General features: G+C 59.5%; 13 protein-coding genes. 3 read left to right on the plus strand and 10 right to left on the minus strand.

Annotated elements, in window-relative coordinates; all coding sequences use genetic code 11:
* Window positions 1-523: 523 nt before the first annotated feature.
* The 9 genes from FND52_RS00005 to FND52_RS00045 form a co-directional block, all read right to left on the minus strand.
* Window positions 524-1,174, minus strand: a complete 651-nt coding sequence (locus tag FND52_RS00005) for an aspartate/glutamate racemase family protein (protein WP_144128929.1) — start codon at window positions 1,172-1,174, stop codon at window positions 524-526.
* Complete coding sequence (locus FND52_RS00010; RefSeq protein ID WP_125294636.1) at window positions 1,171-1,590, minus strand: GlcG/HbpS family heme-binding protein; 420 nt, start codon at window positions 1,588-1,590, stop codon at window positions 1,171-1,173. Before FND52_RS00010 ends, FND52_RS00005 begins: the two co-directional genes overlap by 4 nt.
* A gap of 8 nt (window positions 1,591-1,598) precedes the next feature.
* Window positions 1,599-2,948 carry a bile acid:sodium symporter family protein gene (locus FND52_RS00015; RefSeq protein WP_144128930.1) on the minus strand — a complete coding sequence of 450 codons (1,350 nt, stop codon included), beginning with the start codon at window positions 2,946-2,948 and terminating at the stop codon, window positions 1,599-1,601.
* A gap of 41 nt (window positions 2,949-2,989) precedes the next feature.
* Window positions 2,990-3,796 carry a beta-keto acid cleavage family enzyme gene (locus FND52_RS00020; protein ID WP_144128931.1) on the minus strand — a complete coding sequence of 269 codons (807 nt, stop codon included), beginning with the start codon at window positions 3,794-3,796 and terminating at the stop codon, window positions 2,990-2,992.
* 29 nt (window positions 3,797-3,825) lie between these two features.
* The gene (locus FND52_RS00025; protein WP_144128932.1) at window positions 3,826-4,602 is read right to left on the minus strand and encodes a hydroxypyruvate isomerase family protein; all 777 of its coding nucleotides are present in this window, start codon (window positions 4,600-4,602) and stop codon (window positions 3,826-3,828) included.
* Entirely contained in the window at window positions 4,595-5,389 is a 795-nt protein-coding gene (locus FND52_RS00030) for a DeoR/GlpR family DNA-binding transcription regulator (RefSeq protein WP_144128933.1), read from the minus strand. Before FND52_RS00030 ends, FND52_RS00025 begins: the two co-directional genes overlap by 8 nt.
* Before the next feature lie 5 nt (window positions 5,390-5,394).
* Window positions 5,395-6,060, minus strand: a complete 666-nt coding sequence (gene otnC, locus FND52_RS00035) for a 3-oxo-tetronate 4-phosphate decarboxylase (RefSeq protein WP_225989935.1) — start codon at window positions 6,058-6,060, stop codon at window positions 5,395-5,397.
* The gene (otnK, locus tag FND52_RS00040) at window positions 6,057-7,322 is read right to left on the minus strand and encodes a 3-oxo-tetronate kinase (protein ID WP_144128934.1); all 1,266 of its coding nucleotides are present in this window, start codon (window positions 7,320-7,322) and stop codon (window positions 6,057-6,059) included. The genes otnC and otnK overlap by 4 nt, the downstream gene beginning before the upstream one ends.
* Window positions 7,323-7,536: 214 nt before the next feature.
* Window positions 7,537-8,121, minus strand: coding sequence for a TetR/AcrR family transcriptional regulator (locus FND52_RS00045; RefSeq protein WP_125294630.1), 585 nt, complete (start codon window positions 8,119-8,121; stop codon window positions 7,537-7,539).
* 255 nt (window positions 8,122-8,376) lie between these two features.
* On the opposite strand from FND52_RS00045, the gene FND52_RS00050 reads away from it, so the two are divergent.
* Both FND52_RS00050 and FND52_RS00055 read left to right on the plus strand, forming a co-directional pair.
* The gene (locus tag FND52_RS00050) at window positions 8,377-8,721 is read left to right on the plus strand and encodes a RamA family antibiotic efflux transcriptional regulator (protein WP_125294629.1); all 345 of its coding nucleotides are present in this window, start codon (window positions 8,377-8,379) and stop codon (window positions 8,719-8,721) included.
* Between the two features lie 66 nt (window positions 8,722-8,787).
* Window positions 8,788-9,039 (plus strand): DUF1158 domain-containing protein, encoded by a 252-nt coding sequence (locus tag FND52_RS00055; protein ID WP_125294628.1) that lies wholly within the window; start codon window positions 8,788-8,790, stop codon window positions 9,037-9,039.
* Here the strand turns inward: FND52_RS00055 and FND52_RS00060 are convergent, their stop codons facing one another.
* The gene (locus FND52_RS00060; protein ID WP_144128935.1) at window positions 9,040-10,080 is read right to left on the minus strand and encodes a LacI family DNA-binding transcriptional regulator; all 1,041 of its coding nucleotides are present in this window, start codon (window positions 10,078-10,080) and stop codon (window positions 9,040-9,042) included.
* A 186-nt stretch (window positions 10,081-10,266) separates the two neighbouring features.
* Here FND52_RS00060 and FND52_RS00065 point away from each other — a divergent pair, with 186 nt between their 5' ends.
* Entirely contained in the window at window positions 10,267-13,356 is a 3,090-nt protein-coding gene (locus FND52_RS00065) for a beta-galactosidase (protein WP_144128936.1), read from the plus strand.
* Window positions 13,357-13,368 lie beyond the last annotated feature (12 nt).

Here is a 13,368-nt window from a genome sequence, read left to right on the forward strand (position 1 = left end):
GGGGCCGCCGCGAGCGGCGTTCAAATTTGCTCCCGGCAAATTTGTCCTCGGCTTATCGCGTCCGGCTTCGGGTCGGGCGCGATGCTACATCCTGTAGCTCGCACCCTCTGGCGGCATCCCTGCCGCCAGCCCCGGCCTCCCGCGAACGCCTCGGCGATTTCGATGGGGAGTGAAAACCCTCGCTGTAATCCCGAAGACTGACAGAGACAATGTTGTCGCTGAAAAACAAATCCGCTTACAGTTGGGGGTGTTGGTCCGGCATCAAAATCGCCGAGGCGTAATTGACGAGCCAGGTCAGACCCGCAGGGATGCGGGTCTGAGGTCGTGAGCTACAGGATGTAGCATCACGACCGACCTGAAGCGAGGAGATGGAGCCGAGGGCAGCGGCGTAGCCGCCGATTTTGCTGGCCGGGAGCCTGGGGTGTCGGGGACGCGGCGGCGAGCGTCCCTGACACGTTCGCCGTCACTGAAGCCGCATAGATGAACTTAGTCTGAGCGAACGGAACCCTACCACCTCTATCCTTTATTTCGCTACAGCGCTAAGCCACTTAATCCCACTCTCCGGTGACGTCAGCACCGGCACCGGTGGTTCCGGCAACTGCTGCAATACCCGCGCCATCGACGCCTGCGCCAGCATCACCACATCACTGCTGGCGAATGCCTGCTTCAGCCCCTGTGCGACAATCGCGTCATGCTTCGCCATGTCCCCCGCCAGCAGCGCGGTAAACGCCTCTGACATCAGCAGCGGCGTGATTTCCGGCGTCTTACCCGCCTCGGCGGCTTTGCGCTTCACATACGCCAGCGTCGGCTCCAGCGTCGTGCCCACCGTTGCCAGCACCGCCAGCCTTCCGCCTTTGGCGATAGCGGCGTCCACCATCGCGCAATCTATACGCGCCAGCTGTAGCGGCGTCATAAACTGGCACTGCTCCACCGCGCCGCCAATCGAGGAACAAGCGGTCATAAAAATCTCGCAACCGGCTTTTTCCGCTACCTGAATATACCCGGCGATGCGGGCACTGATATCCGGCGTTACGCCGCCGTTTTTCATCACCTGCTTAATCATCGACTCTTCAATGATATGCATCACCTCGGCATCGGACATGATGTCGCCAATCAACTGCTGCATCATCGCAAGCGTCGCGGAACTGGTGTGGAACAGGGCTACCTTTTTCATGCCGGGATCTCCTCATTGAGATAGTGGGCGACGGCCTGCGCCGCTTCGTGATCTTCTTTAGCGGACAGGCCGCCAATCGCCACCGCGCCAATGCAGCGGCTACCGTCGGTTAGCGGAATGCCGCCCGGCAGCGCCGTGAACAGCGGGTCGCCAAAGTAGCCGATATCCAGCTGTTCGGTTTGCAGGCGCTGTAAAAACGCCTGGGTGGTGCAGCCCAGACGGCTACTGGTGCGGGCTTTGCGCTGGGTCAGTTCGATGGTCAGCAGCTTTGCGCCGTCCATGCGGGCGAAGGCCAGCAGATCGCCGTTGGCGTCGCTTACCGCCACGCTGAGCGGGCGCTGCGCGTAAACGTCCTGCGCCAGATGCAGCGCATAATCCACCGCCTGCCGCGCCTGTTGTAAGGTCAGAGTTTTCATGGTTATCCCTATAAGGTCTGTTCAGAAGAATAAGGCTTTTCCGCCGCCGCGCTGCTCTGGGCGGCAGGCTTTGCGGCGCGGGCGTCTTTTTTGCGCCAGTAGTTGGCGAGCAGCGATCCGCTGACGTTGCCAAGCGGCGTCATTACCGCCGAGGCCAGCCCAACCGTCGCCAGCTTGCCCATCGCCGCCGCCAGGCCAGAGGCCATCCCGCCGTTTTGCAGGCCCACTTCAAAGGCCACGGTGCGGGCGGACTGCACATCCATGCGGAAAACAAAGCGGCTCATCAGATAGCCGATGGAGAAACCGCCGAGGTTGTGCAGCAGCATGGCGACGCAGAGTAAGAAGCCCACCTGCATCAGATTGTCGCGTCCGGCAGCGGCGGCGGTGGTGGTGAAGAAAATAATCCCGATCATCGACACCTTCGGCATATAGCTCTGGATTTTCGGTTTCTGCTGGGTCAGCCAGTTATAGAACAGGCTCCATATAATCCCACCGGCAAAGAAGTTTGCCACCACGGCAAACATCTGGGCGTCCGCCGAGGCGCTTTCAAACAGGCTGTTCCAGCCGCCGAACGCCATAAACAGCAGCCAGCAGGCGCTGAGGGCCGCCAGCCCCTGCACGATGCGCCGACCGCGCAGCGAGGCATAGCTTTTCAGGTAATCGTTGAGGATCGCCGCGCCAATCGGGATCAGCACGATTTTGATCACGTCCATAATCATCGACATCAGCTTGATGTCGATCAGCGAGCCGGCCAGCAGGTTGACCCACAGCGGCGTCATAATGGTGGCGGCGAGGGTGGAGACCGCGCAGATGGAGACCGCCAGCGCCAGATTGGCATTGGCGATATACACCATCACCGTGGACGACAGCCCGCTTGGACAGGCACCGATCAGCAGAATGCCAACCGCCACCTCTGGCGGGAAATCAAACATAATGGTCAGCGCAAAGCCGAGCAGCGGCATGATCAGGAAGTGGCAGAAGGTGCCGACGAATACCGCCCACGGCATTTTGGCGACATCGATAAAATCCTGAATAGTCAGCTTGGTGCCCATGCTGAACATGGTGGCCTGGATCACCAGGAACACGATCCATTTGTGGGTGATATTAAAGCCGCCCCAGATAATCAGCTCGCTGGCGTACACCATCGCGGCGACAAAACCGGCGATGATCCACAAAGTAAACTGATAGCTGCGTAGCGCAGGCCAGAAACCCGCGCCGATGGCAAAACCGGTTACCCCTAATACCAGGCCGCCATGCCAGACGTTGGTGGCCTGCATAAGCGCGCCGACCACGGCAATAAGCGCGCCAGCGGCGCTGGCCGCGAGGCCAGCCTTATAAACTGCTGCGTTGATGGTCATTGTGATGCCTCCCGGAGGCGTGAGTATTATTATTAGCGCAATTAACGGTGGCGAATATTCAGCAGCTTCCGCGCATATTCCGGCGTTGCCACTTCTTTATCCTGGCTGCGAATTAACGTGGCGAGTTTTTCCACCAGTAATACATTTCGGGTCACGGTTTCGCTGGCGTTAATATAATAGCTGTCTTCAAATCCGATTCTGACTTCACAGGCACCCATGCCCACGGCGGCGGCAATTAATCCAAAGTCGCGGCGGCCAAAATGGGTAATTCCCCATAAGGCGTCGCGCGGGATCATACTGCGCATGGCAATTAAGGCGTCGATAGTGGCGGGGGTACTGCCGCGATGACCTAACACAATATTAAACAGCATCGGCTGGGTGAAATTAATTTTCTGCTGGAGCGCCAGAATATTATTAATCATGCCAATCTCAAAGACTTCAAATTCGGGAATAATGCCGCGCTCAACAATATGGCGCGAGCAGTATTCCACGTCCGGCGTCGGGTTAAAGTAGACGTTATCGCCGAGGTTCACCGAGCCGACGTTCAGCGAAGCCATTTCCACGCCCCGGCAGGCCAGCGGCGCGCAGCGTTCGGCAATAGTCATCTGCGATACGCCGCCGGTCGAGGCCTGAATAATCAGGTCAGACTGCGCCATCACCGGGGCGATGGTCTGCTCAAAATAGCGGGTGTCGGGAGTCAGTTTCCCCTGCGGGTCGCGCACGTGGAGATGCACGATGGCGGCACCGGCCTCCACGCAGGCTAAAATCTCATCCGCCACTTCATTGGGTTCTACTCGGGGGCAATCCGCGGCGACGGGCGCCAGCGAAATAATCACGCGATCGGACATAATTCATTCCTCAGGGTCAGAGTGTTATTTTATTTATACGGCGCTAACCAGTGAATATCGGCACCTGGCGGTGTTAGCGGTTGATATTCACAACCCACCCAGCCGTGATAGTTCATGTTGTCGATTTGCGAAAAAATCCAGTCGTCATTTAATTCACCGCTTCCCGGTTCATTGCGACCAGGCGAAGAGGCGACCTGATAATGGCGGGTAATCGGTAGATAACGCTGTATATTATTAATAATGTTGCCGTGCAGTTTCTGGCAGTGATAAATATCGAACTGTAAACCGATATTATCGCACCCGACATCGTGAATAATTTTTTCAGCCAGCGGGAAACTATTCACAAAATAGCCCGGCATATCCTCTTTATTTAACGGTTCAATTAAAACACTGATATTTTTCTCAGCCAGTAAATTGGCCGCCTGGCGTAATCGATGTATTAATAATAGGTACTGCTGCTGTTCACTCAGGCTATTTACCCGATGGCCCGCCATAACGTGCACCTGGCGGCAGCCTAGGGCGCTGGCGTATTCGCGGGCTAACAGGATTGCGTCAATAAACGCCTCGTCACAGTCCGGTTGCGCCGCCAGCCCGCGTGCGCCTCGCGCCCAGTCGCCGGGTGGCGCGTTGATTAACACCACCGGCAGGCCGCTGTGCCGCTGTGCATCGCACAATTCTGCGAGCGGCACCTCATAGGGGAACAGGCACTCGACGCCGGTAAAACCGGCTTCACGGGCGCGGGCGAAGCGCTCGACAAACGGCAGTTCGGTGAACAGCCAGCTGATATTCGCGGCGAACTTAGGCATGGTTTTGCTCCCTTTCGGTGGACACCAGGTGCAGCTTGAGGTTTTGCGCCGCCAGCGTCTGGCGCGCGTCATCCGGCAGCGCCGTGTCGCAAATAATGTCGGTGAGCTGCGACAGAGCGCAGATATGGAACATGGCGTATTTGCCGAATTTACTGCTGTCCGACACCAGCACCCGCCGTTTCGACACCTGCAACACCATCTCTTTCACCGACGCCTTGCCTTCATCCGGCGTCGACATGCCGCGTTCCAGATCCCAGGAGGAGGAGCTGATAAACGCCACGTCGATATTGATGGTGCTGAGGAAGTTCGCCGCGCTTTTCCCCAGGCACGAACGGTTGCGTTTTTCAACCAGGCCGCCGGTGTGATACAGAGTGATGTGCGGCATATCCATCAGATAATGACTGATGGAGAAATCGTTAGTCACCACCGTCAGGTTGAAGCAGTTGCTGGCCGCCACCGCTTTGGCGACTTCAAAAATCGAGGTGCCCGCATCGAGATAAATCGTCTGGCCCGGTTCGATCAGCATCGCCGCCAGCTCGCCCATTTTGCGCTTCACGTCATGGTTGAGTTCCGCTTTTTCGCGCCACGGTAGTTCCAGCTTGAGCAAATTGTTCAGCTTGATGCCGCCGTTGATCAGCACCACTTTGCCTTCTTCTTCCAGCGCGAGGATGTCGCGGCGCACGGTCATGTGCGACACGTTCATCAATTCCGCCAGCTCGTTAAAGGAGGCGACATTTTTTTCATGTACGTAGCGATAGATAAAGTCGCGTCGTTGTTCCGGGATCATTGCCGTTACCCCATTTTTGCTCGGTAGACCTGCTCCAGTTCCGCGATGGCGGCATCGCTTAGCGGAACGTGGCCCAGCGGTTTTAAGGTCAGCCAGATACGGGCGCTGTCTTCCAGTTCTTCAATATTGAATACCGCTTCGCGCAGCGTGCCGCCGCATACCACCGGGCCGTGGTTGGCCAGCAGCGCCGCGGTGTGCTGGCCTGCGGATTCATACAGCGCCACGGCGATATCCTGATGCCCCGGGCGGAAATAGGGCAGCAGCGGCAGCTTGCCAATGCGCATCACGTAATAGGGCGTCAGCGGCGGCAGGCAGTTTTCCGGCGTCTCGCAGGGCAGGCAGGCGAGGGCGGTCAGCCACGGCGAATGCAGATGTACCACCGCGCCGCAGGCCGGACGGCGCTGATAAAACGCCATATGCATCGGGACTTCTTTGGACGGACGGTCGCCGCCAATGTGCTCGCCGCTGGCGTCCAGCCGGCTCAGACTGTCGATCTCTAACTCTCCAAGGCAGGAATTGGTCGGGGTGACCAGAAAGCCGCCATCGGGCAGTTTGACGCTGATATTCCCGGAACCGCCGCTGCTGTAGCCGCGCTGGAACAGCGAGCGGCCATAATGAACCAGTTGCTGACGCAGCGCGGTCTCTTCGGCGCTCATGGCGTAACGACTCATGCCTGGTACTCCTGTGCACGGAAAAAGAAATCTTCATCGCCAAAATTGCCGGATTTCAGCGCCAGCGAGAGCTGTTGCGCGCTGTCCTGCACCCAGGGCACGCCGGGGACGATGGGGCGGCCTACCTTCAGGCGCTTGACCTTCAGCGCATCCACCGTAGTGCCGGAGGTTTCACCGCCCGCCACGATAAAGGTATTGAAGCCGCGCTCCCGCAACCGGGTGGCCAGTTGGGCGAACGTGCGTTCGACGGCGGCGCTGGCGGCGCGTTCCCCGAAGCGCTGTTGAGTGGCCTTAAGCTGCTCCGGCGGCTGGGTGGCGTACACCAGCGGCGCGAGGGCGCTACCGCTGTGCGCTTCTACCCAGTCGGCGAGAGTGGCGATGTACTGCGGGTCATCGCTGATGCAGGAGGCAACGTCCAGCGCCAGCGCCGGGGCCTGTGCTTTATAGGCGTTGACCTGGCGGTTAGTCATCACCGAGCAACTGCCGGACAGCACCACCGCTTTTTTATCCTCGGGGAAGGTAAAACGCCCGTCAGCCGTGGCCTGTGTCGATGCGCGCGCCGCCAGTGCGCCGCCGAGGCCGGAACCGCCCGCCAGCAGCGGTAAATCGCCAAACGCCGCAGCCTGGATCGCCAGGTCGTCTTCGGTTAGCGCATCCACCACGATATGGCGGAATCCCTGGTCGGCAAGCGCCTGATAGCGTGCGCGCAGCGCAGCGAAACCGGCGCGCACCGTGACAAGATCGATCACCGCCGCCTTGCCGTCAGTTTGCGGTTTCAGCAGCTCGACCAGCCGGGCGTCCCACATCGGGTTAATCGGGTGATTTTCCATACCGGACTGGTTTAGCAGCGCGCCGTTCACAAACAGATGTCCGTGTACCAGGGTGCGGCCATTCTGCGGCAGCGCCGGGCTGTGAATGATGGCGCGGCACGGCGTCTGGGCCATCAGCGCGTCGCTGACCGGGCCGATATTGCCGTCCGGCGTGGAGTCGAAGGTGGAACAGTATTTGAAATAGATCTGCCGGGCACCGGCTGATTCTGTCAGCCACTGGGCGCAGCACAGCGTCTGGCGAATCGCCTCTTCTGCGGGCAGCGAGCGGCTTTTCAGGGAGATAACAATGACGTCGGCGTCGTCCTGCCAGCGGGCATCGGGGGAAGGGACGCCGGGCAGCAGCGTTACCTGCAATCCCTGCTGTGCCATAAATCCGGCGATGTCGGTCGCGCCGGTAAAATCATCGGCGATAACGCCGGTAAGAAGGGCCATGAGGCTGTTTCCTGTCGCTCTGCTTTCGAATGGGATCATTATTCAAAAGCGGGCTTCACATTCCCACGACAGGTCTCACAAATATTATCATCCTGAATGCGTGAGTAAGAATGATTAACTAATTGAAATTAATCTATAAATTATTGATGAGGGGATTTTTTTACTTCACACGAGCCTGTGAAAATTCGTGAACATCCCCGCAATGCACAAATTATCACACGTCCTGGCGGCCCAGCGCGCGCCACATCGCTTCGTAGCCTACGGTTTTAAACTCCTCGGTACGCGCCGGTTCGCGGGTGGCGAATTCCATGGTGGTTTCCGCCATCGCAAAGAAGATAGTGTCGCCAAAGCGGCGAAACGGCGGGCTTAAAAACAGCGGCAGAATGGATTTTTCACACATCTGATGCAGTTCAGGATTGCTGTCATTGACCTGCTGCTCGGTTTCTTCGGTGATTTTGTCGCTGATCGCCAGCTGGCGCATTGCCTGGTGGGCGACTGGATGGGCGAGGCCCCAGTCGATCAGCCGATCCCAGATGTAGCGGGTCAGCCCTTTACTGTCTGCCGGGCGGTCGGGCTGTTCGAGGATAGAACGGCCAAACTCGACTTTGAGATGCAAATACAGCGCGTTGAGTAACACGTCTTTGGTAGCGAAATAGCGGAACAGGGTGCCTTCCGCCACGCCCGCGCCGCGGGCAATCATCGCGGTAGAGGCACCAATGCCAGCGCTGGCGATGGCTTCGGTTGCCGCATCAAGCAGCGCCATTCTCTTATCTTCACTACGGGGACGAGCCACTAACATTACCCTCCAGTCATCAGGACCGCAGATTGAAACACGGAGGCCGCATGGCTGCAAGCCGCCAGAAGTACTCAAAAACCGGTTGACGCTTTACGCATCGTTTCTATAATGAGTGTTTACTCACTCATTATCAATGTCTGACGTAGGGTTTTCTGTAACCTGTGCGGGAACTCAACTTTTCAGGTAACAAAAGACGGCGTTGTACATCGAAGTGAGCAGGGGATAAATGTTTTTAACGGCGAGTAAAGGGGAACAGGCATGGAACTACCCGCTCAGGTTATTGAAACCATTACCGGCTGGATTGATGACAATTTGCATAAACCGCTGCGCATTGATGAGATCGCACGCCACGCGGGCTATTCAAAATGGCATTTGCAGCGGCTCTTTCAGCATCACACCGGCGAAAGTCTCGGGCGCTACATCCGCGAGAAAAAGCTGCGGCTGGCGGCGCAGGACTTACGCAGCACCGACGCGCGCGTGCTGGATATCTCCCTGAAATACGGCTTTGAATCCCAGCAGTCGTTTACCCGGCTGTTTACCCGCAAATTCAATATGTCGCCTGGTAGCTATCGCCGTCACGGCGGCGACAATGCCATCCATTAGCGCCACGGTTTGCAAGGCCCGACAAATTCCCGGACAATGCCCGTTTTAACTCGGGCGTAACATCCAATGAAACATCCACTCGAAACGCTGGTGACCGCAGGCGGTATTTTGCTGCTGGCTTTTCTCTCCTGTCTGTTGTTGCCCGCGCCTGCGCTGACGGTGTCGCTGGCAAAACAGCTTATGGAGACCTTCCATCTGGTAGATTTAAACCAGCTTTACACCATTATTTTTTGTATCTGGTTTCTACTGCTGGGCGCGCTGGAATATGTCGTTATTCGCTTTATCTGGCGGCGCTGGTTTTCCCTCGAACGCATCTAGCTACAGCTGTCGGGCAAGCGCTTTGATCTGGGCGATCAGCGTATCGCGCGGCGCGGCGCTGGATTTCGGCGCGGTGGATTGCCGGACGATCAGCCGCGTCGGCAGGCGATGATGGCGACGTGCGGGCTCGGCTAACAGCGCGACGGCGCGCTCGCCCAGCAGGTGGAAATCCTGAGCCACGGTGGTCAACGCCGGCTGGAAATACTGGCTGTCCGGCGTATCGTCGTAGCCGGTGACCGAAATCTCCCGGCGGTCCAGCTGCGCCAGCGCGCTTAATACCCCCAGCGCCATCTGATCGTTCGCCACTACAATCGCTGACAGCGTCGGCTGCTGCGCCAGCATCTCCACGGTGCGGATAAACCCGCTGCCCGCGCTCCAGTCGCCGAATGCGGTAATGGCCTGATGGCCGCCGTTGCGGTGCAGCGCATCGCGCCAGGCGTGCAGCCGCAGCCGCGCCGAGATAGCGCTCTCCGGCCCGGCTAAAAAACCAAACTCCCGATGTCCTAAACCCCATAGATGATCGACGATGGCCCGGCAGCCCTGCTGGTGGTCGAACAACAAACTGGCGACGTCGCTGTCCGGCGGCACGTCGAGAAACAGGCAGTGGATATCCGGGTTGTCCCGCGCCAGCTGTTCCGCCATCGCGCTCTCCAGCGGCAGATTGACGATCGCGCCGCCAATGTTCTGCGCCCGGCACTCCGCCAGCGCCGCCTGCAACGAGCCATAATCCGTCTGATTGAGCATCGCGATCGACACGTCCAGCCCGCGCGCCTGGGCGTGGGTTTTCACCGACGCGGCGATTTGCGACGGCGCATGTAGCGTTAGCGACGCGCTGATCAGGCCGATAGCGGGTAGCACTTTTCCGGCCAGCAACTGGGCGGAGCGGTTTGGCACGTAGTGCAGTTCGCGCATCGCTTTGTGCACCGCATCCTGAGTGCGTGCCGCCACTTTATTCGGGCTGTTTAATACCCGCGAAACGGTTTGCAGAGAGACGCCAGCGGCTCTGGCGACATCATCAAGGGTGGCGACGCGTCGGGTCATGGTGTTTTCCTGGGAAAATGTCGTGCGTTAACACGAAATGAGTTGGCTACGACATTTTACCCGCTTTATCCGCCATTTCTGTGAGAACTGCCGGAGAGTTGCTGCGCCATAATTGCTGAAAATGCGCGATTACGCGATAACGGTCGTTATATGTAGTACGTATGACATTTAAGGCGACGAACTCCGATGAATCAGCAACAACCCACCTTCAGTGAGATCCTGGCGCGCCAGGACTGGCAAAACCCCACCATCACTCATCTCAACCGGCTGGACGCGCACCCCGCATTCTCCAGCTGGCATAGCGTGGAAGCCGCGCGCGATGCCGAAGCCAGCGCCCGCTACCAGTCGCTGGACGGCGTCTGGCAATTTCACTACGCCGCCAGCCCGCAGGCGGTGGATGCGGCGTGGATTGACGGCGATTTGCCGGACAGCGCGCCGCTTAACGTGCCGTCAAACTGGCAGATGGCGGGTTATGACGCACCGATTTACACTAACGTGCGCTACCCCATTGATACTCAGCCGCCGCGCGTCCCGTCGCACAACCCTACCGGCTGCTATTCGCGCACCTTCACCCTCGACCCGCAGTGGCGGGATAACGGCCAGACGCGGATTATCTTTGATGGCGTCAACTCGGCGTTTCATCTGTGGTGTAACGGCGTCTGGGTGGGCTATTCCCAGGACAGCCGCCTGCCTGCGGAATTCGACCTGACGCCGTTCCTCACGGCGGGCGAAAACCGGCTGTGCGTGATGGTGATGCGCTGGAGCGCGGGCACCTGGCTGGAAGATCAGGATATGTGGCGGATGAGCGGCATTTTCCGTTCGGTGTCGCTGCTGAATAAACCCGACTGCCATCTGGCGGATTTGCAGGCCACGCCGCAGCTTGATGATACGTACCGCGACGCGGTGGTGAATGTCGCGTTGCGCTTTGCCGCACCCGCCGCGCAGCTGGCGAACTTAACCGTCGAACTCACCCTGTGGGATGGCGACCAGCAGGTGGCACAGCTGCGCGGTAAACCGGGCAGCGCGCCGGTGGACGAGCGCGGCAACTATCCCGAGCGCGGCGGTTACCGCCTGCCGGTGCGCGAGCCGAAAAAGTGGAGCGCTGAAACCCCGCACTGCTACCGGCTGGTGGCGGCGCTGTGGCAGGGCGACAGACTGCTGGAAACCGAAGCCTGCGACGTCGGCTTCCGGCGCATAGAGATCGACAACGGCCTGCTGAAACTGAACGGCAAGCCGCTGCTGATCCGCGGCGTTAACCGTCATGAACATCATCCCGAGCGCGGCCAGGTGGTCACCGAGCAGGATATGATCCAGGATATCCTGCTGATGAAGCAGAACAACTTTAACGCCGTGCGCTGCTCCCACTATCCGAACGTCGAACGCTGGTATCAACTCTGTACCCGCTACGGCCTGTACGTGGTGGATGAAGCCAATATCGAAACCCACGGCATGGAGCCGATGAACCGCCTGTCGGACGATCCGTCGTGGTTCGCGGCCTTCAGCACCCGCGTCACCCGGATGGTGCAGTGCCACCGTAATCACCCCAGCATTATCATCTGGTCGCTGGGCAATGAATCCGGCCACGGCGCAACCCACGATGCGCTGTACCGCTGGGTGAAAACCGCCGATCCGTCGCGCCCGGTACAGTACGAAGGTGGCGGCGCGGATACTGCCGCCACTGACATCATCTGCCCGATGTATGCCCGCGTCGAACAGGATCAGCCGTTCCCGGCGGTACCGAAGTGGAGCATCAAAAAATGGCTCAGCCTGCCGGGGGAGCAGCGCCCGCTGATCCTCTGCGAATACGCCCACGCCATGGGTAACAGCCTGGGCAATTACGCCGCCTACTGGCAGGCGTTCCGGGATTATCCGCGCCTGCAGGGCGGCTTTGTCTGGGACTGGGCCGACCAGGCGATTGTCAAAACCTTCGATGACGGCAGCACCGGCTGGGCCTACGGCGGCGATTTCGGCGACAAACCCAACGATCGCCAGTTCTGCATGAACGGCCTGGTATTCCCGGATCGCACCCCGCATCCTTCGCTGATTGAAGCCAAACACGCGCAGCAGTTTTTCCGGTTTGCGCTGGTCAGCCAGCAGCCGTTAACCGTGCGCATCGCCAGCGAATATTTATTCCGTAATACCGATAACGAAACGCTGGCCTGGCGGGTCGAGAGCGCGGGGCAGGTAGTGGCGCAAGGGGAAGTAGCGCTGGATCTGGCCCCGGAGGCCGATGCGCTACTGACGCTGGCCGATACGCTGGCGCTGCCGGACAACGCCCGCGACGTCTGGCTCCACCTGGACGTGATTCAACCCAACGCCACGGCCTGGTCGGACGCCGGGCACCGCGTCGCCTGGCAGCAGTTTGCCCTGGCCGCCCCGCTGGTTATCGCGCCGCAAACGCCGCGCGGCGCTGCGCCGTTGCTGGTGGTAACGGATGATGCCTTCACCGTGCAGTACAACAATCAGCGCTGGCAGGTTGAACGTTCCAGCGGGCGGATCGCCCAATGGGAAATCGATGGCGAGCCGCAGCTGCTGTCGCCGCTCGCGGATCAGTTTGTGCGCGCCCCGCTGGATAACGATATCGGCGTCAGCGAAGTGGATCGCATCGACCCCAACGCCTGGGTGGAGCGCTGGAAAAGCGCCGGGCTGTACGATCTTCAAACCACCTGCATCCGCTGCGACGCCGAAGCGCGCGCCCATGAGGTAATGATTGAAAGCGTCTGGCACTACCGTAACGCGCAGGGCGAGGTGCTGGTGTCGCGCTGGGAAATGCGGTTTGACGACGCCGGGAAACTGCATATCGCGGCGAGCGGCGAGCGGGCCGGGGACGTGCCGCCGCTGGCGCGCATCGGGCTGCGTTTCCAGGTGAAACCGCAGCCGGCGCAGGTCTCCTGGCTGGGCCTCGGCCCGCACGAAAACTACCCGGACCGTAAAAGCAGCGCGCGTTTCTCCCGCTGGGAATTACCGGTTGAACAGATGCATACACCGTATATTTTCCCGACGGAAAACGGCCTGCGCTGCGATACCCGGCAACTCCAGTGGGGCCAATGGCACGTGGAAGGGGATTTCCATTTCTCGCTGCAACCTTTCGGCACCGAACAGCTTATGCACGTCGACCACTGGCACCGGATGCAGCCGGAAGAGGGGGTGTGGATCACCCTCGACGGGCAGCATATGGGCATCGGCGGCGACGACTCCTGGACGCCGAGCGTCCAGCCGCAGTTCCTGTTGAACGACACCCGCTGGCGCTACGCCGTCACGATCTGGATGGGCTAATCCTGAATATGT

The sequence above is a fragment of the Atlantibacter subterraneus genome (assembly GCF_007570865.1).
Classification (GTDB): Bacteria; Pseudomonadota; Gammaproteobacteria; order Enterobacterales; family Enterobacteriaceae; genus Atlantibacter; species Atlantibacter subterraneus.